Below are 24,541 nucleotides of genomic sequence, written 5' to 3' on the forward strand. Positions count from 1 at the left end.
TAAACTTATGCTTTAGGGTGAGCTTGTTCAAAAACTCTCTTAAGCTCCTTAATGGAACGGTGTGTATAGACTTGCGTAGCTGCAAGTCCAGCATGACCCAATAATTCTTTAACTGAGTTAATATCCGCACCATTAGACAGTAAATGTGTTGCATAGCTGTGTCGGAGCACATGCGGACTACGCTTGTTAACTTTTGTTTTCTGTGCATTCAAAAGCTTTTTGATTGTAGTTTGAACAAGCATCGGATATGATTGATCTCCACTATTATTAACGATCAAATAACTACTATCGTTGTTATTAAAGTGGAGTTTTTTCAATTCGATATAAATTTTAATATCCTGAAGAATAAACTTAGGAACAGGAATAATACGCTGCTTATTTCTCTTACCAGTGACCTTAATTCGTGCATTAAAAAAATTAATGTCATTTTCTTTAAGATCAATTAACTCGGCTCTTCGCATACCTGTAGTATAAAGAAGAGAAAAGATAATATATTGCCTCCAGGCCTTAAAATCTGCTTCATTTTCTCCGGCAGGTTTGATATCATCAAGTAGTTCAATAATATCTTCTTCCAGAATAAACTGAGGCAACCTGGATGGTTTTTTTAATGAACGAACCATTAACGCGGGGTTTGATTCGATCACTTCGTGTTTCAATAAATATTTATAGTAAGCTTTAACCGAAGCAAGTTTTCGGTTTATTGTGGTAGGTTGAGCATCGGCCTCAATCATAGAAACTATCCAGCTCCGTATATGATTATAATCGGCTTCAGCCTCATCTTTTATTTCAAAGGATTCTTCAAGAAAGGAAAGATATTGACTTAAATCTCTATGATACGCCTCTACCGTGTTCCCACTATACCTTTTCTGATGTGATATATAATTTAAGAAAGATTCAAGCATAAAAAATTAGTACTACATAATCATTCAGATTGTGTAGTACTAATCTATTAAAAAAGAGTCAAAAAGAATAACTAATTCTTAGTTATTGTTATCCTGATCTCTCATTTTTTGACGGTAAGCCGCCTTAATCAATTCGTTTCTTCTACTTACAGAAGGCTTTTCAAAATATGAACGGCTTCTAAGCTCTCTTAAAACTCCAGTGCGCTCAAATTTTTTCTTAAATCTTTTAAGTGCCTTCTCTATTGACTCGTTTTCTTTTACGTTAACTATAATCATGTTATTTCTTGTTTCGCTTCCAAACAGGGGTGCAAATTTAGGTAAATTACCAACAAATCAAAATGTTATTTAAGAATTTCTCTAGAAATCACAAGTTTTTGTATTTCAGAGGTTCCTTCACCAATTGTACATAGCTTTGAATCACGATAAAACTTCTCTACAGGATAATCTTTAGTATAACCATAACCGCCAAAAATTTGCACAGCTTCTGTCGATGCTTTTACAGCAACTTCAGAAGCAAAGTATTTAGCCATTGCACCCGCCTTGGTTACTTTTTCTCCTGCATTTTTTAGCTTTGACGCATTTTCAATCAACAATCTTGAGGCTTCTATTTCTGTAGCCATGTCTGCCAATTTGAAAGAAATACCCTGAAATGAAGAAATTGGTTTATTGAACTGCTTCCTTTCTTTTGAATATTGCAAAGCAGCTTCATATGCACCCATAGCAATACCAAGACTTAAAGCAGCAATGGATATTCTTCCTCCATCTAATATCTTAAGAGCCTGCTTAAATCCGTCTCCTAGTTCACCAAGGATATTATCTTTAGGTACGCGACAATCAGTAAAGATCATTTCGGCAGTTTCGCTAACCCTCATACCTAGTTTATTTTCTTTTCTGCCTCCTTCAAATCCTGTTGTTCCTCGCTCAACTACCACAGCAGTCGAATTCTGACTTTCGCCGGGGTTACCCGTACGGGTCATTACCACAGCTATATCGCCACTTATACCATGAGTGATCCAGTTTTTCGCACCTTCAATCACTACTTCATCTCCTTCGATCTTTGCAGTTGTTTGCATATTTCCTGCATCAGAACCAGTGTTTGGTTCAGTTAGCCCCCAGGCTCCAAGCCATTCGCCTGAAGCCAGTTTGGGAAGCCACTTTTTCTTTTGCTCCTCTGTACCAAACTGTAAAATATGTCCAGTACAAAGAGAATTATGCGCGGCAACGCTGAGTCCGATTCCAGGATCAACCTTACTGATCTCTACTATAATATCTACATACTCATGATAGCCTAGACCGGCTCCTCCGTATTCCTGAGGCACTAAAACACCCATCAGGCCAAGTTCTCCAAGTTGTCTGAAAAGATCCCTTGGAAATTCTTGTGTTTCATCCCACTCCATGACATGAGGACGGATATTTCGCTCGGAAAAATCTCTTACCATGTCAATGATCATCTTTCTGTTTTCAGCTACTGCCGTTGCCATAATCTTTAAAGGTTTAGTTGTTTATTAATAGGGCGCATCAAATATAAGAAAATATAATGAACTAACTAACGGTTGTTAGTATAAACTTTCTTCTAATAAATATAATTATTTTTGTTTTTTGTTTCATATTGATGTTATCCCTTGTATTTTAGCCACTTCATATTTTTATGCTATCTAAAACCACCGAAATTATACTTTTATGAAAATAGCAGTCGTAGGAACAGGTTATGTTGGGCTTGTCACAGGAACTTGCTTCTCGGAAACCGGAAACAACGTTACATGTATTGATATAGATGAATCTAAAGTCGAAAAACTCAAACAAGGAATCGTACCTATATATGAGCCCGGACTGGATGTTTTATTTGAAAGAAATGTTAAGCAAGACAGGCTTCACTTTACAACTAACCTTAAAGAAGGAATAGAAGGAGCAGAAATTATATTCCTTGCTCTGCCTACACCTCCTGGGGAAGATGGATCTGCAGATCTTCAGTATGTATTGAAAGTTGCCAATGATCTGGGACCGTTGTTAAAGCAGTATACTATAATTATAGATAAAAGTACTGTACCCGTTGGAACTGCCGAAAAAGTTCAAGCAGCCATTGCTAAAAATGCCAAAGTTGATTTTGATGTCGTTTCAAATCCTGAGTTTTTAAGGGAGGGTGTTGCTGTAGAAGATTTTATGAAACCAGACCGCGTAGTAGTTGGAACAGAATCAGAAAAAGCAAGGAAAATGATGGAAAGGCTTTACGCACCTTTAGTCAGACAAGGGAATCCAATAATTTTCATGGATGAAAGATCTGCTGAATTAACTAAATACGCAGCTAATTCATTCCTTGCTACCAAGATCACTTTCATGAATGAAATAGCAAACCTGTGTGAATTGCTTGGGGCAGATGTTGACGCTGTGAGAAGAGGTGTCGGCACGGATAGCAGAATTGGTAAAAGATTTTTATTCGCCGGAATAGGTTATGGAGGAAGTTGTTTCCCTAAAGATGTACAAGCCTTAGCTAAATCAGCGAAAGATGTTGACTATGATTTCAGAATTCTTAACGGAGTCATGGACATTAATCACAAGCAAAAAACTAAGCTGATTCCTACTATTAAAGATTATTTTAACGGAAGCCTGAAAGGCAAAAAAATAGCGATTTGGGGATTGGCATTTAAACCTTATACTGATGATATTCGTGAAGCGCCGGCATTGTACAACATTGAAGAATTACTCAAAGAAGGTGCCGAAGTAAGTGTTTTTGATCCTGAAGCTATGGATAATGTCAAAGGTATAATGGGCGATAAGATTTCATATGCTGAGGATCAATATTCCATATTAGAAGATGCGGACGCATTGATGATTGTTACCGAATGGCCAGTATTCAGAACTCCTGATTTTAACAGAATGGACTCTCTTCTTAAGAACAAAGTAATATTTGACGGAAGAAACTTATATGAGCTTTCTTCTATGGAAGAATTGGGTTATGAATATTTCAGCATAGGTAGAAAATCAATAAAAAAATGAGTAAAGGAAGAGTTTTAATTACCGGTGCAGCAGGATTTCTTGGCTCTCACCTTTGTGATAGATTTATTAACGAGGGTTTTGAAGTTATTGGGATGGACAATCTCATAACCGGGAATCTTGAAAATATTGAACATTTATTCAAACTGAAAGAGTTTGAGTTTTACAATCACGATGTTAGCAAATTTGTTCATGTTAGTGGAGAATTGGATTATATAGTTCATTTTGCTTCACCCGCCAGTCCGATAGACTATTTAAAGATCCCAATACAAACTTTAAAGGTAGGTTCTCTCGGTACCCATAATTGCCTGGGACTTGCCAAAGCGAAAAATGCACGAATAATTGTTGCTTCAACTTCTGAAGTTTATGGTGATCCTCTGGTACATCCCCAAACTGAAGATTATTACGGAAATGTAAATCCTATAGGCCCTCGTGGTGTGTATGATGAAGCTAAAAGGTTCCAGGAGGCTATGACCATGGCTTACCATACTTATCATAAACTGGAAACCAGGATAGTAAGGATATTTAATACGTACGGGCCAAGGATGAGACTGAATGATGGCCGGGTACTTCCTGCATTTATAGGCCAGGCTTTAAGAGGTGAGGATTTAACTGTATTCGGTGATGGTTCTCAAACTCGTTCCTTTTGTTATGTTGATGATCTTGTTGAAGGTATTTACAGATTATTAATGAGTGATTACCCATATCCTGTAAACATTGGTAATCCAGATGAAATAACTATCAAAGAGTTTGCAGATGAGATCATTAAACTAACAGGCACGGAACAAAAGGTCATTTACAAACCTTTACCAAAAGATGATCCAATGCAAAGGCAGCCAAATATCGATCGTGCAAAGGAAATTCTTGGATGGGAACCTAAGATTTCCAGGGCTGAAGGATTAAAAATAACATACGATTATTTCAGATCACTTCCTGACGAAAAGCTCTATAAAAAAGAGCACAATGACTTCAAAGACTTTATAAAGAAATAGCATTACATGCCCGATAAAATTTTAGTTACCGGTGGAGCAGGATACATTGGCTCTCATACTGTTGTAGAACTAATAAATGGCGGATATGAGCCTGTAATTATTGATGACTTTTCAAATTCAGACCCGGCTGTAATCAGTCAGTTGGAAAAAATTACCGGCAAATCTGTTACGTTCTATGCATTAGATTGCAATAATCCCGATAACCTGAGCAAAATTTTCAGGGAACATCCGGAAGTTACTGGTGTTATTCATTTTGCAGCCTTTAAAGCTGTGGGAGAATCAGTTTCTGAGCCACTAAAGTATTATAAAAATAATATCGGTTCACTTGTTACATTATTGGAATCAATGGTGAAATACAATATTTCAAACCTTGTATTCTCATCTTCTTGCACGGTATATGGTCAACCTGATGAATTACCGGTAAAAGAAGAAAGCGCTAAAAAACAGGCTGAATCTCCTTATGGTAACACCAAGGCTGTATGTGAAGAAATACTCCAAGACTCATTCAATGCTAATATTCCGATAAGATCGATGGCTTTAAGGTATTTCAATCCTATTGGGGCGCACCCTAGCTCGTTGATCGGTGAATTGCCAAAGGGAGTTCCTAATAATCTTGTACCCTTTGTTACTCAGACTGCAGCCGGATGGAGAAAGCAGTTGACAATTTTTGGTGATGATTACGACACAAAAGATGGAACTTGTGTTCGTGATTATATCCATGTTGTTGATCTTGCCAATGCTCATGTTAAAGCATTAAATTATTTAGAAGGTATTCAAAATGATAAAACACATTTCGAAGCAGTAAATATCGGTACGGGCAATGGAAATAGTGTAAAAGAAGTGGTTGATACTTTCGAAAAGGTAAATAACACATCTCTGAACTACAAATACGGAGATAGAAGGCCTGGCGACGTGGAAAAAGTTTATGCAGATGCATCAACTGCAGAAAAAGTACTGGGCTGGAAAGCTGAAAAATCACTTGAAGAAGCACTAAAAGATGCCTGGAATTGGCAAAAAACACTAAAAAAGCCCGAATAACTTCGGGCTTTTTCTTTATCTCCAAAATAATAATATAATTCTTATTCTCTGTAAATAACTGTTAGCACAGTTTGCCCAACGGCTTCCAGAGTTTGTTTTGAGATTACCTCCATATTATCTTCATGGGTATGGTGATATTTTCCAAAAGTATTTTCCGGATCAAAATCAATAATATCAATCATAGGAATTCTTCTGTTTTCAATAATCGGAACATGATCATCTTCTATTGGAGCACCATCCTGATCAATAAAATATTGAGAATAACCTAATTCTTTCCCGGTATTCCATACCTGTCGAAGTATTCTCGGTGCATACTCCTTACTATATAATTCATAGTGAAATCTTGCATTCTTTGCTCCTACCATATCCAGTAGAATACCATAATAAGCTGAATAGTTTGGTTTATGAGGATTATTGGACCAATAACGTGAACCAAGGCACCAATTTTTAAAAAGTTTACCCGTTTCTAAAAGTTCTACATTTTTTGAAGCTGCCCCATTGTCTTCTGCATCAAAAAATATTATGTCAACTCCAACATTTCCTAAACTATCAGCATTAATCTGCCTGGCTATTTCAAGAAGTATTCCAACTCCACTACCTCCATCGTTGGCACCATCTATTGCTTCTGATTGCCTGGCATTGTCCTTATCGGCAAAAATTCTGGTATCCCAATGAGCCGCAAGTAAAATTCTTTTCTGAGCTGTAGGATTAAACTCTCCTATAATATTAGTAAAGTTGAATCGCTCTCCGGAATTATTTTCTGCAAAAAAATCTTGTTGTGTTACTTTAGCACCAAATTCTTCAAGCTTGCTACTCAGATATTCTGCAGTTTGATCATGTGCTTCACTTCCGGGTACTCTGGGACCGAATGAAACTTGCTTTTCTATAAAATGATAAGCTGAATCTTCATTAAAGTCGGGAACATATATATTCCTTATCTCTTCGCGAACCTCTTTATTGCTTGTTTCGGTGTCACAACTAACTATAAAAATAAAGATGCTTAATACCGACAGTGAAAGTACTTTATTAAAAAAAATCTTATTGTTCATCGTAGGCCCAATCAATTTTGTGTTTCATATCTTTTACTACGACACCAGCTGATTTTAACATTGCCCTGATTTCATCAACTTTATCGTATTCTTTTTCTTCTTTCGCTTTTTTATAAATTTCCAGAAGACCATCAATTAACTCATCGGCATTATTTACTTTTTCTTCCTGAAACCCTAAAACATCAGTTACCATCTCACGATAAACCTTCAACATTTCATTAAAGAGGTCTTCTCCCAAAGAACCGGTGCTTAACTGGCCAGTATAAATTGAATTTATCTTCTTCAATAAGTTAAAAAGCTGACCGATCGCAAGGGCAGTATTGAAATCATCATTCATAGCACGATAAATATTTTGAATGATCTTTTCAACTGTGTTCTTTACTTTATCATCCTCTTCCCCTGCCTCAAAGGTTAAATCGTTGGCAACTTTCAAACCATTGATCATTTTTTTATAACCCTTATGAGCAGCAAGTAATGCTTCATTACTAAAATCAAGAGTTGAAGCATAATGAGACTGCAACATAAAAAATCTTACAGTCATCGGGCTGTATCCGCGATCCAGTAATTTGTGATCACCAGAAAATAATTCTCTTGGCAAGAAACTATTACCTAAACTTTTACTCATTTTCTGACCATTAACAGTCAGCATATTAGTATGAAGCCAGTATTTAGCAGGTGATTCTTCATTTGCACCAACGCATTGTGCGATTTCGCATTCGTGATGAGGGAATTTCAAGTCCATTCCACCACCATGTATATCAAATTTATTACCAAGATATTTAGTACTCATTACAGAGCACTCCATGTGCCACCCTGGAAATCCAAGGCCCCAGGGAGATTCCCATCGCATTATGTGTTCGGGCGATGCTTTTTTCCATAAGGCAAAATCGATCTTATTTCTTTTTTCATCCTGTCCATCTAAAGATCTGCCACTATCCATGAGGTCTTCTATTTTTCTTTTAGACAGTATACCGTAGTGATGTTCCTTATTATATTTTTCTACATCAAAATAAACGGAACCATTCACTTCGTATGCAAGACCTTTTTCCACTAATTTTCTGGTCATATCAATCTGTTCGACAATATGCCCTGTAGCTGTAGGTTCTATGCTAGGCGGGAGAATATTAAAACTTCTCAATACATCGTGGAAACCATTAGTATATCTTTGAACGATCTCCATAGGCTCAAGATTTTCAAGCTTTGCCTTTTTGGCAACCTTATCTTCTCCTTCGTCAGCATCATTCTCAAGATGGCCGACATCAGTAATATTTCGGACGTACCTTACTTTGTATCCAAGGTGGATCAAATAGCGATACATCACATCAAAGCTCAAAAAAGTTCTGACATTGCCTAAATGAACATCATTATAAACTGTAGGCCCACAAACATACATTCCGACATATGGTGCGTTGTAAGGTTCAAATACCTCTTTTTCGTGAGTTAGCGTATTATAAACTTTCAATTTGTCTTGCATGCCGCAAAGATAGTTAAAAAGGTTTTGTAATATATAAACTTTTTAAACCATAACGTAGACATAAAAGATTGGTTTAATGGAATCAAAGTATTGAGTTTGACAAAAATAATATCTATATTTGCAGAGATTTTAGACCAATGTAATGAGGGGACAATCAAGTCCCCTCTTTTATTATGGTTTTTTGAAAAGATGATGAAAGATAAAATAACCACATTTGTTGAAAAGTATTTACCTGATGAAAGTCACTATATTGTAGACATTATTATTAAAGGTAATGAACAACAACAAAAAGTTATCGTATTGATAGACAGTGACGAAGGGTTAAACATTGATACTTGTGCCTCAGTCAGCCGTCAGCTTGGAGCAGATGAAGATTTCGATAATTTATTCGATGGCCCCTACAGGCTTGAAGTCTCATCTCCGGGTGTGGAATTTCCGATAAAGCTTGAAAGACAGTATAAAAAAAACATCGGAAGATCAGTTAAAGTAACTTTGAATGAAGACGATAAAATTATTGAAGGTTCTTTAAGTAAGGTGGAAAATGATGGTATTATTATTTCACCTGAACCAAAAATAATTAAGGGAAGGAAAGTTAAACCTGATCTAAAAGAGGATACTAAGATCAATTTTTCAGATATTAAGGAAACTAAAATATTAATAACATTTAAGTAGTAACGATAATGAACTCATCAGTTTTAATTGAATCGTTTGCCGAATTTGCGAAGCAGAAGAACATAGACAGACCTACTATGATCAGAATTCTGGAGGATGTTTTCAGAACAATGATCAGAAAGAAGTATGGTCTTGATGAAAACTTTGATATTATCATTAACGTGGATAAGGGTGACCTTGAAATTTGGCGTACGCGAATTATCGTTGACGATGATTCTGAGGATATCTGGGATCCGGATAAAATTCCTTTATCAGAGGCAAGAAAGATCGAGGCTGACTTTGAAATAGGAGAAGAAACAGCTGAAGAAATAAAACTTGAGGATTTTGGTCGCAGAGCGGTCATGACAGCTCGTCAGACTCTTATACAAAAAGTAAAAGATCTGGAGAAAGACCTTATCTTTAATAAATATAAAGAACTTTTAAATGAAATGATCACTGGTGAAGTTTACCAGATTCTTAACAGGGAAGTTCTTTTAATAGATGGAGAAGGAAATGAGCTGTCTATTCCAAAAAACGAGCAGATTCCGAAAGATAGATTCCGAAAAGGAGAAACTGTCAGAGCGGTTGTAGACCGTGTTGAAATGATCAATAGTAATCCTAAGATCATTTTAAGCAGAACATCACCGGTATTTTTGGAAAGATTGTTTGAAAATGAGGTTCCGGAAGTATATGATGGACTGATAACAATCAAAAATGTAGTTCGTGAACCAGGTGAAAGAGCGAAAGTAGCTGTTGAATCTTATGATGACAGAATTGATCCGGTAGGTGCCTGTGTCGGTATGAAAGGGTCAAGAATTCATAGTATCGTTCGAGAATTACAGAATGAAAATATAGATGTGATTAATTTCACTGACAATAAGGAACTTTATATAGCCAGAGCATTGAGTCCTGCTAAGATCTCTTCCATGGAGATCGATGAGGAAAACTCTCGAGTATCTGTTTATTTAAAGCCTGACCAGGTTTCATTAGCAATTGGTAAAGGCGGTCAAAATATTAAATTGGCATCCAAACTAGTTGGTCTTGAGATCGATGTATTCCGTGAAATGGTTGGTGAAGATGAAGAAGATGTGAAGCTTGAAGAATTTTCTGATGAAATAGAAGGGTGGATCATTGACATTTTGAGAAAAGTTGGCTTAGATACAGCTAAGAGTGTATTAGCAGTACCAAAAAGTGAACTTTTAAGTAGAACAGACCTCGAAGAAGAAACTGTTGATAATATTTACAGTATTCTAAAACAAGAATTCGAATAAATAAAAATGGCTTATCGCCGATCTTTCGCTATTTTTGTATTTTAGTTTATTAGGGGTCATAAAAACAACGACTTAGAGAAAAGGGAAAAATTAATATATGGCAGAAGAAAAAACCATGCGTTTAAACCAGGTAGCCAGAAAGCTCAATGTAGGAATATCTACAGTTGTGGAGTTTTTGGGTACTAAGGGATATGAAGTCGAAAGTAAACCTACCAGCAAGATTACTCAGGAACAGTTTAATTTGCTGGCAAAGGAATTTGAGGCTTCAGCACAAGAAAAAGAAGAAGCGTCAGGTTTGAAAATTGGCGCAAAAAGAAAAGACGAAGCCAAGAACGAAACGATTACTTACAAAGACGAGACTACCACGCCGGAAACTTCTGATGATGAAGAAGAAGAAATCTTCATCAAAAATGTTCCCTTGGAGAAGAAATCGGCCCCTCAAGCTAGTGATGATGAAGAATCTGCAGATGAAAAGAAAAAAGAAGACAAGCCTGAGAAAGAAGAGTCTTCTGAAAAGGTTTCATCTGAATCTCATAAACTAAAAGGCATAAAGGTTGTAGATAAGATTGATCTTGAATCCGTAAACAAACCAAAAGCCTCGAAAAAAGAAGAGGAAAAAGAACAGCCTAAGAAGGAAGAACCTAAAGCTGAAGCTAAAAAAGAGGAGCCTAAAGCTAAGAAAGAAGAAAAAGCTCCTGAAAAAGAAAAGCCTAAAGCTGAAGAGAAAAAAGAAGAAAAGAAAGTAGAGGCTAAAAAAGAGGAGCCTCAAGCTAAGAAAGAAGAGAAAGCTCCTCAGGATAAAAAAGAATCAAGAGACAAAAGGAAAGACAAGCCGAGAAAGCCAAAGGCTGAAGATAAAAGGCCTGATGATTCAAAAGGCAAAAAGGAAGCTGACAAAGATAAAAAAGAAGATAAGGAGAGTAAGATTCATGGTAAAGCTGATCAGCTTAAGGGTCTTACAGTTGTTGGTAAAATTGATCTTCCTGAGAAAAAGAAAAAATCTAAAGGTAAACCTGTTGCTTCTTCTGACGACAAGAAAGAAAGAAGAAAGAAAAAACGTAAACGTATTTCTAAAGATGCTCCTCAGGGACAAGGAGGAAATCAGGAAAGAAGAGGCAGATACCAAAATAAACGCGGAGACAAAGGCCGTAAAAAACCTGTCAAAAAAGAGGAGCCTACTGAAGCAGAAATTCAGGAGCAAATCAAACAAACCCTTGCTAAGCTTAGCGGTGGTAAGGCAGGCGATAAAGGTAAAGGTTCAAAATACAGAAGAGAAAAAAGGTCTGCTAAAGCTGAAGCTGCTGAAAGACAGCAACAGCAAGAGCAGGATGAAGCAAAAGTATTGCAGGTTACCGAATTTATTTCGGCTAACGACCTTGCTTCACTAATGGAAGTTAGTGTAAATGATATTATCAGTGCATGTATGTCTCTTGGTATGTTCGTTTCGATCAACCAGCGACTGGATGCTGAAACAATTACTATTATTGCAGACGAATTCGGATACGAAGTTAAATTCTCTTCTGATGAGGAAGAAACTGATGTAGTTGAAGAAGAAGATAGCGAAGAAGATCTTGAATCAAGAGCTCCGATTGTTACAATAATGGGTCACGTAGACCACGGTAAAACATCACTACTTGACTTCATCAGAAGTTCGAAAGTTACTGAAAGCGAAGCTGGTGGTATTACTCAGCACATCGGTGCTTATGATGTAATGACAGAAAGTGGTAAGCGGGTTGCTTTCCTTGATACACCAGGTCACGAAGCCTTTACTGCAATGCGTGCCAGAGGTGCAAAAATCACGGATGTTGCGATAATCGTGGTTGCTGCTGATGATAATGTGATGCCACAGACTAAAGAGGCATTGAATCACGCTCAGGTTGCAGGGGTACCAATCGTAATAGCAATAAATAAAATTGATAAACCAAACGCCAATCCAGATAAAATTCGTGAAGAGTTAGCCAATAACAATATATTGGTTGAAGATTGGGGTGGTAAATACCAGTGTCAGGAAATATCTGCCAAAACTGGTCAGGGTATCGAAGACTTGTTAGAAAAAGTACTCCTTGAAGCAGAACTTCTGGAGCTTGAAGCTAACCCTGACAAACCGGCTGTTGGTACAGTTGTAGAGGCATCTCTGGATAAAGGTCGTGGTTATGTAACCACTGTAATGGTTCAGGCAGGTACTCTTAAAATTGGAGATGTATTGCTTGCCGGAAGTCATTTCGGTAAAGTTAAAGCCATGTTTGATCACAGAGGTAAAAAACTCGATGAAGCTGGCCCATCAACTCCGGTACTTGTACTTGGTCTGGATGGAGCACCTCAGGCCGGAGACAGGTTTAATGTGATGGAAACTGACAGGGAAGCAAGAGAAATTGCTAACAAGAGATCTCAGATTCTCCGTGAGCAAACTCTTAGAACCCGTAAGCATATTACTCTTGATGAAATTGGCCGTAGATTAGCTATCGGATCGTTTAAAGAACTTAACATCATTGTAAAAGGTGACGTGGACGGTTCTGTAGAGGCTCTTTCAGACAGTTTATTGAAATTATCTACTGAAGAGATCGCTGTAAACATTATCCATAAAGGCGTAGGCCAGATCTCTGAATCAGATGTTCTGTTGGCTTCTGCTTCTGATGCAATTGTAATTGGTTTCCAGGTTAGACCATCTGGCGGAGCAAGAAGAATTGCAGAGACAGAAGAGATTGAGATCAGATTATATTCTATTATCTACGACGCAATCAATGACGTTAAAGATGCGATGGAAGGAATGCTTGCTCCTACAGTTGAAGAGGTAATTACCGGAACTGTAGAAGTCAGAGAGATCTTCAAAATATCTAAAGTTGGTACAGTCGCAGGTTGTATGGTTACTGAAGGCTATGTGAAGCGAAATAACCAGATCAGACTAATCCGTGATGGTATTGTTGTCTATACAGGTGACATCGACCAGCTTAAGCGATTTAAAGATGATGTTGGAGAAGTTAAGAAAGGTTACGAATGCGGTATGAGCATTAAAAATTACAACGACATAAAGGTCGGTGATGTAATTGAAGGCTTTGAAGAAAAAGAGATCGCGCGTAAACTTTAATATAAATATTCTGAAATTGAAAAAGGTTGTATCTTTAAATAATGGATACAACCTTTTTTTTATTGATACTAAAATTTTTAATCTACTTTTTGGCCTTCTGTGTTGTACTAGGACTTATAGAACCCTGGCGAGCCTTGTGGTGGGCAGAGAGGCAAAACAGGTTACTTGTCTTAAAATATTACGGTATCCCTTTAGCTATTCTTATTATTGTTTTACTGATGGTAAATTAAACTTATCCTCTAAAGCTGCCTCAAGGATCTTAGCTGCTCTGTCATTGATTGTATGAACCACTAATTCCAGCTCGTATATCCCCTCCTTTTCATCGACTATAGTAATTGTCGGATTATGCTTAGTTAAAATGTAGGGGAGTGATAGCGTATAATCTTTAATCTCACTGATTCTATTTTGCAGCTTTTGAAAAGAATCTGCTTCAACATACAGCTTAACAAGGTTCCGGTTTTTATATTCAGCACTTTGTTTTTTATAAATATAGTTACTTAATATCTGATCATAGGAAATCTTGACCCGATCTCCCTGGTTCGTCTCTAAAATAACAAACAAGAGGTACATACCTACCAGCTTACCATCAAGATCAATAGTTTTGATACCCTCGCCTAACTTAAAATTAAAGTGATATCTGAAAAGCACACCCATAAGCGCAGTCCTGTGAACATACCAAAGGATTAACAAGACTAATAGGATAATTGGTACGCTAAAGGCCCACGGGATTTCTCGAAACTGAATAGTGAACTTCCATATTAAATAAAAGAAAAATCCTGTATAAAAGATCAGTTCTAGATAAGCGAGATTCAAGCTGAAGTAGATCTTTTTGTCAGTTTGGCCATAGATCAATCTCACAATCTTAGCGATCAGGCGAAAAACACCCCATGCTATTACGAATATTAAAATATAATTCATCTTAAATAAATTCTTTTTCTCTTAATACCTGAATGATAAAATGTTCAACATGACTATTCACTCCGAAGATTTTATTATTCTTCTCTTGTACCAGCCCTTGCCTTTTCAGGTTGTCCAGTTTAATTAGGCAATTATCCCTGTCATTAAACATTATTTTAGCCATTCTATTTACACTTAACCGCTTATGTAGAACAAATTGTTGCAAATAAGAAAGGTCTTCATCAGTGATGTTATATAATATTTTATACCCGGTTTTATCAGGAGTCCGAATTTCTATTTTTCGATCAGTAGCCGCCGAAATATTAGCTAGCCAAGATTTCAATGCAATACCAGGCACTCCATTTGAATAATCAAAATAAGCATTAAATAATGAAGCAAGTCTCATTTCTGAAATCTCATCTTCTTCTTTACCTTTCCATGTAAACTTGATCCCGCTACTTCTGTGTCTTAATAAAAGCAAATGCTTTATCTCCTCAGCATCAAATGGTTTACAATATAATTCATTAAGAAAGTATTTATTAAAATCCCTTTGATTGATCATTAATCTATAGAAATACGGATTGCAATTGATCATGAAAAATATCTTTTCAGAATATTTATCAATTGCATTTGTTATCAGATCAATAACTTCCATTCCTCCTTCTTTACGCGTCCACCATAATTCAAGATCACAGATCATCAATACAGAACCATGAGGCATGGATTGAAAAATTCTCTCAGCATTTCCGTTAAAGCCGGTAACATCTCTTAAAGATTTTTCAAAGGTCTTAATAGACGAGGTCCCATCAGCCATTGGCCTTAAATGATAAGTATGCTTATGACCAAAAAACTTATTTGCTATTTGCCTCGCAAGAGCCGTTTTACCAGCATTACGTTCTCCCAGTATGATCAAGCCTCCGGAAAGTCCTTTCTGATGCCTTTTGTAAGCCTGATTTGCAACAGCCATTTCCTCAGGTCTTTCTACCCAGAAATCGCCACTAACAAAAGACCGGCCACTAAACAGGTTTTGATAGTAAACAGGCAGTTTACCAATAATCTTTCTATCAGGGCTTATTTTCTCTACAAATGACAATACCGAAGAAACAGTATAAAAGTCCTGACCATTAGCGACAATACTTTTGGCTAATATGACACCTTTACTTTTTGAATAAAGCAGCCTGGTTAGTTTTTCCTGTGCTGTAGTTGCGAGCTTTTCAGACCATTCAGTAAACTTTCCTCTTACTTGCTTATTCTTATAATCAACGATAAACTGTTTGTAATCTTCAGTATTTGCAGATAATATAAATACAGATAGTGGATCAAGTGCCTCCTCAAGATCAGCCCTTATTTTCCTCGTAGCATTATTTATCTCCTCTTTTAGCTTTTCTACATCTTGTTCGATTAAACGAGCCGATTGCTCAAGGATAGCCTTTTCCTTTTCTTCTTTATCCTCACTCAGCTTATTATTTGTTAAAATAAAATCATGCTGGTAATTGGTGTGATTGACAAGGTCTTTGAATGCATTATTATACTTTATGATCACTTGCTCAAATTGTACTACCTCTTGCTGCGCAGGAACAATAAGTTTAGAATCGATCAAAAATTCAGAGATCCTTTTTACTTCGATCGTCACAGGTTCTGGTTCACCCGTAAATTTTCTATCCTGAGACAGGTGGCCTGTTTTTAATACTTCACTTTCTTCAGGTAGCTGCCTGAATAAATTTGTTATACTTTCCGAAACCGCAGAAAAACGAGTTTCAAGATCCATTGCAGAGTGACCTTCAAACTTTAATTTTAGCTCGACATCATTACCAACTTCTTCCGCTGACTCTACAATTTCAGCTTTTAATTTTTCAGCAGGTCTGATGAGATGGTGTTTAGTATCATTTTCAAGAGCCTCAATAAACTCCAATATTTCCTGCCTTACCCGGTACTTGAAACTATTGAGCTGAACTTCAAGATTCAGAGCACCTATGTACCAACTCAATTCTTCATAAGTAGAATTGCTAAAGTTTCTATTATTGATCTCAATATTCTGGTATACCTTTTGGCGCTTAGCCAGATTAGATAAAAGAGGTTTTACGTTAAGCTTGGAAAGATTAAAAGCCAATTCCTGGGTCATCTTTCTCCAGAGCAATCTTAATCTGTTTTGAAGCTTTTCATATTGTTTTTGTTCGACCTCCTTCATTTTTTCCAACTGTTCATACACTGGTTGGAGCAAAGACTCAATATCTATTTCTTCATTCTTTTCCTGATCGATCTTAATATGAAGCTTTTGCAAAGCCTGGTCTATACCAATCAAGTAACCTCGGATGTTTTTGAGATTTTCCCGCTCGTATCTTTTTACTTCAGATAGCCAGCCCGAAAGATATCTCTGCCATTGTCCATATAAAGCAAATTCAACAGTCTTACGAAATAAAACCTTTCTATTGATCGACTGGACTCCCATACTGCGCTTTATACTGAGCCATCTTTTGTATATCCGAAGACCAAAAGAATCGTCTTTATTGATTCTTACATCTTCTGTTTTAAAGGTGACTGAAATGTGCTGAGGAGTACGCTCAATATCTTGTTTCAATTTATCAAGATACCAGTTGACAGCAGAGTCCATGCGCTGTCCATTATTTTTTAATCCATCTTCTGATAATTGCTCTAAAATATCTTTACTATGGTAATAAAAATCATTCTTGATTTTTATCAATTGCTTTTGAGCCCGGTAATCGGCATCAGTAGATTTCACCTTTTTCAGGTGGTCTTTTATTGAGTTAAGCTGCTTTTCCCATTTATGAATATATTCATCATAATTACCATGAAGCTCCCCTAAACCCTTTGCAAAGAAAACATCAAGTTCTTTCAACCCGTGCTTATCAATGAGCATCACATCCGAATTAATATTTTCATAACGTGTAGGAAGCAGCCTTGGTAATTCTACAAGATAATTTTTTTCATCAGAAACCGGTGCTCGCTTAGTAGTCAGACTATCAATAGCAATAGTCTCAAATTTTTCTGATGGAAGTGTGAGGATACTAGTTCCAAGTCTGTTTGATAAAAGATGGTTTTTGATAAAATGCTCTTCTTTATCGATTTCATCCTCATCAAGACCAACTATAACAAGGTCTACATTCTTAGATTCCCTCTCCATTATTTCAGGCACAGGACCATTTTCAAGGGAATTATCTATAATCTTGATCTTATAATCAAGACGGAACTTTTCAAGGGTGCTCTTTAATAATGAATATAGTTTTTCATCCTGATCTGCGGTCTGACTGATAGCAAGAACACGAATTTTAACATCTTTCCAGTCTGGAGAGCTTTGTAAATGTCTTAGTAGACTAAAATGGAAAGTAAGACCTTTCCCTTTTCCTTTCCACCAGAGATCAATAAATTTCTTCCTCCCAAACCCTTTTTCCTTATCATAATTTAACCAGATTCCGTTAAGATCTTCCTTATGAATGGTCTGAACCAGCTGTCTGAAATCATCTTTATTACCCTCATCCGAAGTCCATCCCATCAGCACTGTGTTCGGTCTTACACCAGAAAATCCATATACTCTGATCAGGCCTTGCATTCCACCGTATACATCTTTGCAGTCCACAGTATATTTAAAATAACCATTCCCTGTATCTGCAATATCCTTCCATTCTCCTTCGCTGCTTATTCTTAAAGCATCTCCTTTTTCTTTTAGTTCGAAGGCTGTCATAATACCAAGCCTGCCACTAATAGCAGTTCCAAACTCGATCAGATGCCTTCTCTGCTTTTCATCACCGGAAAAAACAAGACTATTTGGCCTCCAGTTCCTGTAATGTTCCTGCTTTTGTGTTAGATTCTGCAAACCGCTTTTAACCAGCGAAGACCAAACTCCACTCCAGGAGTCCCCGCTTTCCAGAACCATTTGTTTTCTTCTGAAATAAACATAAATACCACCTAATAAAACTACGGCCCCAATCATTGCAGGAAGGTCAAGTTGTATCATGACAATCAAACACGCCAGTGCTCCTAAAATACTTACCCAAGCAGGAGTTTTAAACTGAGGTCTGAAATCTGCGCTCGTTAATTTTTCAAATGCGCAACTGAGGTTTATAAATCCATAAGTGGTAATGAAGAATATCGAAACAATCCTCGCGATAACATCAAGTTCTCCAATCAGAATACCCAACTCGGCTATTATAAAAGTCAGGATCAGGGCATTCCTTGGTTCATTTGCTTCACCAGTTCCTTTGGCAAACCACTTCCAGGTGATTTTATCAATTGCTGTTGCTTGCAAGATCCTTGGTGCTCCTAAAATACTTCCTAAAGCAGAGGAGATCGTAGCTCCCCATACACCCGCAATAACCAATTCAGGTATCCAGGCAATTTCAAAAAGAATATTAGGATTATTCATTAATTGCTCTCCATCTACAGTAAAAGCAAAAAAGCAGGCAATAATAATATAAGCAATAAGTCCAAAAACAATCGCTGAAATGGTACCTACAGGAATTGACTTTTTGGGATCCTGAAGGTCTCCTGACATCGAAACACCCGCTTCAAACCCCGTTACTGCAGGGAAGAAAATACCAAAAAGAAGCATTATACTTACTTCACCACTGAACGGTTCAAAAAGAGGTTTGGAAGTTTCGTGAGCATCATTTCCAATGAATATTGACAAAAGGGATAAGCCAATTGCCGCCATAATAAAAAACTGTGACTTAATAGCTAAAGAGGTACTTATAAAAGTAATTGCTGTTACCGCAAAAAGAGCTATACTTCCTGTGAGACGAATTGTATTAATATCTGTTGGCAGATCAAAATAAGAAAGCAAACTCTCACTAAAACCTATTAAGTAAAGTGATGTACTAAATGAAAGTCCGACAAAAAGTGCGAGTCCCAGGGTTCCACCTATCGGCAATCCTAAACTTCGACTAATTATATAGTATGTCCCTCCAGCTTCGACTTTTTTGTCTGTAGCAATTGAAGAAACACTTAAGCCAGTACTTGCAGAAATAATATGTGCTACTAAAATAATCCCGAGAGTGTACCAAAGTCCGGCAGAACCGACTATCATTGGCAACCTCAGATACATTATAACACCTAATATAGTTAAAATGGAAGGGGTGAAAACACCGCCAAAAGTTCCAAACTTTTTGATTTTGGCCATAAAGGTCAAATTTTATTATATAAAATATCTAAAGTTATCGTTAATTTAATAATTTGAATGCAACCTGAAAGTTTAATTTTCAGGATTGTTGTAAAATATACTACATGGAAGAGTTAAACCAATTATCACCTTATATTCTTGTTATCGCTGCTTCAGTGATAATCATTGCCTCCTATCTTTTCAATATAGTGAGTCAAAAAACTAATATCCCAAGTGTAATATTATTGATTTTAACCGGAATCGGAATAAATCAGGGACTTAAATATATCGGACTGGATATTGAAAACATCCTTTTTAAAACTTTAGAGATACTCGGCATCCTTGGTTTGATTATGATTGTACTCGAAGCTGCATTAGATTTAAAATTAGGCCGTGATAAACTAAAACTGATAACCAACTCCTTTGTCGTTGCATTTTTAAGCCTCGGAATCACCTGTTTTGCTATTGCCTATATCCTGATCTATTTCCTGGAAATGGACATGCTCAACGCAGTGTTATACTCAGTACCTCTGTCAGTAATGAGTAGCTCGATCATTATACCCAGTGTAGCAAACTTAATTGGATCTAAAAAAGAGTTTTTGATTTATGAAGCTACTTTTTCAGATATACTTGGCATCATGGTGTTTTATTTTATCATAGGAAATGCTAATGCTAGTGATGCTAAAGAAGTATTTGTTGATATATCAAGCAACATCACTTTAACTGTAATCCTTTCTGTTATTCTTGGTTATGCACTGGTATATCTGATCCAGAAACTGGATTCTAAAGTAAAATTATTTTTACTTATATCATTTTTGATCCTTTTATATTCTGTTGGTAAATACTACAAGCTTTCCAGTCTTATAATAATCCTTCTGTTTGGCTTGATATTAAATAATCACAAACTGTTTTTCAGAGGCTGGTTTAAAAGGCTCACAAATGAGAAAAAACTAAATGAAGCACTGGAAGACCTCCACCTGGTAACACTCGAAACTGCATTTGTAGTCCGGACATTTTTCTTTGTCATTTTTGGTATGACATTGAAGCTTGATACCTTACTTAGTCTTCAAACAGCGATAGTAAGTTTGATCATTATATTAGCTACCTACATAATCAGATGGCCACTACTAAAGATCTTTTCAAACCGATCATTAAAGCCTGCCTTTTTTGTCACACCTAGAGGGTTAATTACTATTCTATTATTCTTTAGCATTCCTGCTGAATTTACTTTCGAAGGATTCAGACCGGGAATCTTACTCTATGTAATTATGCTGACAAACATTGTTATGACCTATGGTTTGATAACTGATAAGTCAGATAAATCCGAAGATATTGAAAAGCTTGAATTTGACGATTGGGATGAATTAGATGAAGAATTAAAGATGCTTAAAAGTGAGGATACAGATGGGACAGAGAATTCATCTTCCTCTTCTTCTACTGATGATTCTGAAAAAAATCGAATAGAGCAGGCTGAAAGCAGAAAATAAAAAAAGGGAGCTACTGGCTCCCTTTTAATTTTATTTTAATGATGGAAATTTCATCCTGTACCCCACTTTAACTTTTCCTTTTGAAATATTATTAAGCTTACCTTTCAGGAGTCTCTTTTTTAACCCACTTAAGTAGTCGGTAAATAATACTCCTTCGATATGATCATATTCATGCTGTATAATCCTGGCAGCAACCCCTTCATAAGTTTCTGTATGCTCGTTCCAGTCTTCATCAAAATATTTAATGGTAACTGTCTCAGGACGATATACATCCTCGCGAATACCTGGTATACTAAGGCAACCTTCTTCAAAAGCCCAGTCATCTCCATCTTCATCAATGATCTCAGGATTAATGAAAGCTTTTTTAAAGCCATCAGTAGTTTCATCTTCCATAGGCTCTCCATCTACAACAAAAATCCGTAAACCTTTGCCAATCTGAGGGCCTGCCAGACCTACACCACTTGCCGAATACATTGTTTCAAACATGTCTTCCACAAGTTCTTTTACATCAGTGCCTTTTTCTATATCTACTGCTTTCTTCTTTAAAATCGGGTGTCCGTAAGCAACAATCGGATAAATCATAAGTACCTTTTCAATTTAAAGCTGCAAATCTACTCAAAATACCTTAAATAGTTAAGATACAGACTCAAGGTATTCCTGAAGTATCAATACGGCACTTACCTTGTCAATGTTTTCCTTTTTTCTTCGGTCCTTTTTTTTAGATCCGGCAGCTATCATAGATTCCATTGCCCTAACGGAGGTAAATGCCTCATCTTGTTCATGAACGGGTATTCCAGGAAATTGCTTTTTGAGGGTGGTTATAAATCCTTTACAATGTTGGGTATTATTTGTAGGTGAACCGTCTTCTTTATAAGGTACACCAACGACAAAGGCTTCAACATCTTCTTTAGAAAGATAATCTTTCAAATAATCCACTACATCTTTTGAGTGAACGGTATCCAGACCAGTTGCAATTATTTTTAAAGGATCGGTTACTGCAAGCCCAACTCGCTTTGTTCCATAATCGACAGCTAAAATTCTTGGCATGGACTAATTTGAACCTTTGTTATCGGAAAGCATTTTTTTGACTTCCTTTTCAAGCATCAATGCCTTTGGAAAAAGGATTTCATCTTCTATTGAAGCATGGATCTTCAATTCTTGCTCAAAAGACTGAAGCTCTTTCATGATCACATTCATATGAATGTCACTCTGATCTTTCAGATCAAAATTGTTTGTGATCTTTTTAAGTCCTTCTAGCTCATCTTCATGAATTTCATGGTCCACTGCATATTTTCTTACCGAATGTTTTTCCAGTTCAAAGAATAGTTTAGCAGCTGGAAAATCACCTGAAACTGCTTTTTGAAGTTTAGTAATGTAGGTAAAAAGTGTATCCTCCTCCTGGTAAATATGGTGAATGAAATCTTCGACAAATATGGGATATACAAATTTAAGATCCTGAATAATCTGTTCGTGTTCAGGCTTAACTTTTTCCGCACCTCTAAGCAAGCTGGATATATAAGGCAGTCTCCTTTTAATAAAAATGTGATGAGCGTGCTTTAAATATTCTATAATAAGGTCTACAGGTAAGGTAAAAAGCTTTAAAGACTCTATACTGTTATCATCTTTATATTTTTCAAGCTTACTAACTACTTTTTCAAGCAAAAGCCCTCTGTTCTTACATACTTCCTCAAGAGTAAGTTCAGGATATTCATAGAACCTGATTCCAAAATCATTGAGAATTGAAGCAAAAATGTGATTTGCTCCTACTAATTCATTTAAAGTCTTATGCTTGTATACTTTGTAGTCCATTATTTTGCAAAGATAATGTATAAAATAGATAAATAACTGACTTAAGTCACCTCTTTAACAAACTGTTGTGGTTTGAATGCGTTAAATATTTACTAAATATGTAGTTTTGTTATAGTGCTTTAGAAATAAATATATATGCTTAAGGAGAATAAGTCAAGAAATAAAAAATACGTCAGGCTTCCGATATACCTTGCAATTGCAGTTGTAGCCGGAATGTTTATGGGTACTACATTGAGTAGTAGTGACTCAACACCTATCAGTTTTAAACCTAAATTAATGGGTGACAAAGTAAGAGAGGTGATGGCGCATATCCAAAAGCACTATGTTGATGATGTCGATGAAAATGAATTATCCGAAAAGGCTATTCAAGCCATTCTTTCAGATCTTGATCCTCATAGTGTTTATATCCCGAAACAGGATGCTGAGCTTACAAAATCACAATTTGAAGGTGCATTCGAAGGAATTGGAATCGAATTTACAATACTTAATGATACACTAACGGTTGTCGCTCCATTGATTGGTGGCCCATCAGAATCGGCAGGAATTATTTCTGGCGATAAGATTGTAACTGTGGATGGTGATACTATTGCGGGGACAGGGCTGACTAATCGTGATGTTTTTGAATTATTGAGAGGAGAAAAAGGATCAGAAGTCACCTTGGGCATTAAACGAAATGGAAAATCAAGTCTTCTGGATTTTAAAATTGAAAGAGACGAGATACCTCAATATACTGTTGAATCAGGCTATAAAATAAACGACTCCACAGGCTACATTAAAGTTACCAGATTCGGATTGGAAACTTATAACGAGTTTGAAGAGAAAGTTCGCGAGCTGAAAATGAAAGGAATCAAAAACCTGATCGTAGACTTGCAGGGAAACCCTGGAGGGATAATGAGTTCAGCAGTAAATATAGCCGATGAATTTCTTGAAGAGGATAAAATGATCGTCTATACTGATGGCCGAATTGATTCTTATGATGATGAATATAAATCTACTTCAAAGGGATTATTTAAAGACATGCCGGTTATCGTTTTAATAGACGAAGGTAGTGCTTCTGCTTCAGAAATAGTTGCCGGTGCTCTTCAGGATAATGATCGGGCATTGATAGTTGGCAGGAGGAGTTTTGGAAAAGGATTAGTTCAAAGCCCGATCAGATTAAAAGATGGTAGCACGATCAGATTAACAATATCAAGGTATTACACACCAAGTGGGCGATCTATCCAAAAACCATATAACGATAATACCGAATACACCAATGATATAATGGACAGATACGAAAATGGAGAATTCTTTTCTCCTGACAGTACTCAATTAAATGATTCCCTGGAGTATAAGACTTTGCACGGCCGAATCGTTTATGGAGGTGGCGGTATTATGCCAGATGTTTTCGTTCCCTTAGATACTACCAATACTGCTGAAGTTTTAAATAATCTGATCTATAAAAATATTCTATCAGCATTTGTGATTTCTCACCTTGAAGAAAACAGACCTGAAATCAAAAAATTAGGGCTTGAAAAATTTGTTAAGGAATATGAAGTCTCTGACAAAATGATAGATGAACTTATTTTAAAAGCAAAAAACTCAGAAATTGAAATAACAGATGCTGAAGTAATGAAAGCATCTGATTTAATAAAGTTACATATTAAAGCACATATAGGAAGAAATATCTGGCGTGGAGATGGATATTATCCTGTCATCAATCAGATGAATGAATCATTACAAACTGCTTTAAAACTATTACCAGAGGCTGAAAAGCTAAATGATAAATTGTAACTTTATATA

The 24,541-nt window shown here is 36.4% G+C and carries 18 protein-coding genes; 8 read left to right on the forward strand and 10 right to left on the reverse strand.

Annotation, left to right across the window (positions count from 1 at the left end; translation table 11 throughout):
• Positions 1-5 precede the first annotated feature (5 nt).
• The 3 genes from OO013_RS11795 to OO013_RS11805 form a co-directional block, all read right to left on the reverse strand.
• Complete coding sequence (locus OO013_RS11795; protein WP_266057009.1) at positions 6-902, reverse strand: tyrosine-type recombinase/integrase; 897 nt, start codon at positions 900-902, stop codon at positions 6-8.
• 78 nt (positions 903-980) lie between these two features.
• Entirely contained in the window at positions 981-1,178 is a 198-nt protein-coding gene (rpsU, locus tag OO013_RS11800; protein ID WP_137088992.1) for a 30S ribosomal protein S21, read from the reverse strand.
• Positions 1,179-1,243: 65 nt separating this feature from the next.
• Complete coding sequence (locus OO013_RS11805) at positions 1,244-2,383, reverse strand: acyl-CoA dehydrogenase family protein (RefSeq protein ID WP_266057010.1); 1,140 nt, start codon at positions 2,381-2,383, stop codon at positions 1,244-1,246.
• A 199-nt stretch (positions 2,384-2,582) separates the two neighbouring features.
• Between OO013_RS11805 and OO013_RS11810 the strand changes: the two genes are divergently transcribed.
• From OO013_RS11810 to galE, 3 genes are read left to right on the forward strand one after another with little or no spacing between them, the layout of a single operon-like run.
• Positions 2,583-3,896 (forward strand): UDP-glucose dehydrogenase family protein, encoded by a 1,314-nt coding sequence (locus OO013_RS11810; RefSeq protein ID WP_266057011.1) that lies wholly within the window; start codon positions 2,583-2,585, stop codon positions 3,894-3,896.
• On the forward strand, positions 3,893-4,885 hold the full coding sequence (locus tag OO013_RS11815) for a UDP-glucuronic acid decarboxylase family protein (protein WP_266057012.1): 993 nt from the start codon (positions 3,893-3,895) through the stop codon (positions 4,883-4,885). The genes OO013_RS11810 and OO013_RS11815 overlap by 4 nt, the downstream gene beginning before the upstream one ends.
• Before the next feature lie 6 nt (positions 4,886-4,891).
• Entirely contained in the window at positions 4,892-5,923 is a 1,032-nt protein-coding gene (gene galE / locus OO013_RS11820) for a UDP-glucose 4-epimerase GalE (RefSeq protein ID WP_266057013.1), read from the forward strand.
• A gap of 41 nt (positions 5,924-5,964) precedes the next feature.
• On the opposite strand, the gene OO013_RS11825 is transcribed toward galE, so the two are convergent.
• The gene (locus OO013_RS11825) at positions 5,965-6,972 is read right to left on the reverse strand and encodes a M28 family peptidase (RefSeq protein WP_266057014.1); all 1,008 of its coding nucleotides are present in this window, start codon (positions 6,970-6,972) and stop codon (positions 5,965-5,967) included.
• Positions 6,962-8,446 (reverse strand): cysteine--tRNA ligase, encoded by a 1,485-nt coding sequence (gene cysS, locus OO013_RS11830; protein WP_266057015.1) that lies wholly within the window; start codon positions 8,444-8,446, stop codon positions 6,962-6,964. The genes OO013_RS11825 and cysS overlap by 11 nt, the downstream gene beginning before the upstream one ends.
• Positions 8,447-8,542: 96 nt before the next feature.
• Between cysS and rimP the strand changes: the two genes are divergently transcribed.
• The 3 genes from rimP (at position 8,543) to infB (ending at position 13,453) form a co-directional block, all read left to right on the forward strand.
• Positions 8,543-9,118 (forward strand): ribosome maturation factor RimP, encoded by a 576-nt coding sequence (gene rimP, locus OO013_RS11835; protein WP_266057016.1) that lies wholly within the window; start codon positions 8,543-8,545, stop codon positions 9,116-9,118.
• An 8-nt stretch (positions 9,119-9,126) separates the two neighbouring features.
• A complete protein-coding gene (gene nusA, locus OO013_RS11840) occupies positions 9,127-10,368 on the forward strand; it encodes a transcription termination factor NusA (protein ID WP_266057017.1) in 1,242 nt (413 codons plus the stop codon).
• A gap of 97 nt (positions 10,369-10,465) precedes the next feature.
• On the forward strand, positions 10,466-13,453 hold the full coding sequence (gene infB, locus OO013_RS11845) for a translation initiation factor IF-2 (protein ID WP_266057018.1): 2,988 nt from the start codon (positions 10,466-10,468) through the stop codon (positions 13,451-13,453).
• A 204-nt stretch (positions 13,454-13,657) separates the two neighbouring features.
• Here the strand turns inward: infB and OO013_RS11850 are convergent, their stop codons facing one another.
• Together OO013_RS11850 and OO013_RS11855 are read right to left on the reverse strand one after the other, a co-directional pair.
• Positions 13,658-14,371, reverse strand: a complete 714-nt coding sequence (locus OO013_RS11850) for a hypothetical protein (RefSeq protein WP_266057019.1) — start codon at positions 14,369-14,371, stop codon at positions 13,658-13,660.
• A 1-nt stretch (position 14,372) separates the two neighbouring features.
• Complete coding sequence (locus tag OO013_RS11855; RefSeq protein WP_266057020.1) at positions 14,373-19,484, reverse strand: APC family permease; 5,112 nt, start codon at positions 19,482-19,484, stop codon at positions 14,373-14,375.
• A 104-nt stretch (positions 19,485-19,588) separates the two neighbouring features.
• On the opposite strand from OO013_RS11855, the gene OO013_RS11860 reads away from it, so the two are divergent.
• The gene (locus OO013_RS11860) at positions 19,589-20,950 is read left to right on the forward strand and encodes a cation:proton antiporter domain-containing protein (RefSeq protein WP_266057021.1); all 1,362 of its coding nucleotides are present in this window, start codon (positions 19,589-19,591) and stop codon (positions 20,948-20,950) included.
• A gap of 30 nt (positions 20,951-20,980) precedes the next feature.
• On the opposite strand, the gene def is transcribed toward OO013_RS11860, so the two are convergent.
• From def to OO013_RS11875, 3 genes are read right to left on the reverse strand one after another with little or no spacing between them, the layout of a single operon-like run.
• Positions 20,981-21,532, reverse strand: coding sequence for a peptide deformylase (gene def / locus OO013_RS11865; protein ID WP_266057022.1), 552 nt, complete (start codon positions 21,530-21,532; stop codon positions 20,981-20,983).
• A gap of 51 nt (positions 21,533-21,583) precedes the next feature.
• On the reverse strand, positions 21,584-21,997 hold the full coding sequence (gene ruvX / locus OO013_RS11870; protein WP_266057023.1) for a Holliday junction resolvase RuvX: 414 nt from the start codon (positions 21,995-21,997) through the stop codon (positions 21,584-21,586).
• Positions 21,998-22,000: 3 nt separating this feature from the next.
• On the reverse strand, positions 22,001-22,759 hold the full coding sequence (locus tag OO013_RS11875) for an iron-sulfur cluster repair di-iron protein (protein ID WP_266057024.1): 759 nt from the start codon (positions 22,757-22,759) through the stop codon (positions 22,001-22,003).
• A 135-nt stretch (positions 22,760-22,894) separates the two neighbouring features.
• Here OO013_RS11875 and OO013_RS11880 point away from each other — a divergent pair, with 135 nt between their 5' ends.
• Positions 22,895-24,532, forward strand: coding sequence for a S41 family peptidase (locus tag OO013_RS11880; RefSeq protein ID WP_266057025.1), 1,638 nt, complete (start codon positions 22,895-22,897; stop codon positions 24,530-24,532).
• The last annotated feature ends 9 nt before the right edge of the window (positions 24,533-24,541 follow it).

Origin of the sequence: Mangrovivirga halotolerans, from assembly GCF_026241165.1 — a bacterium.
In the GTDB taxonomy this organism is placed as follows: domain Bacteria; phylum Bacteroidota; class Bacteroidia; order Cytophagales; family Cyclobacteriaceae; genus Mangrovivirga; species Mangrovivirga halotolerans.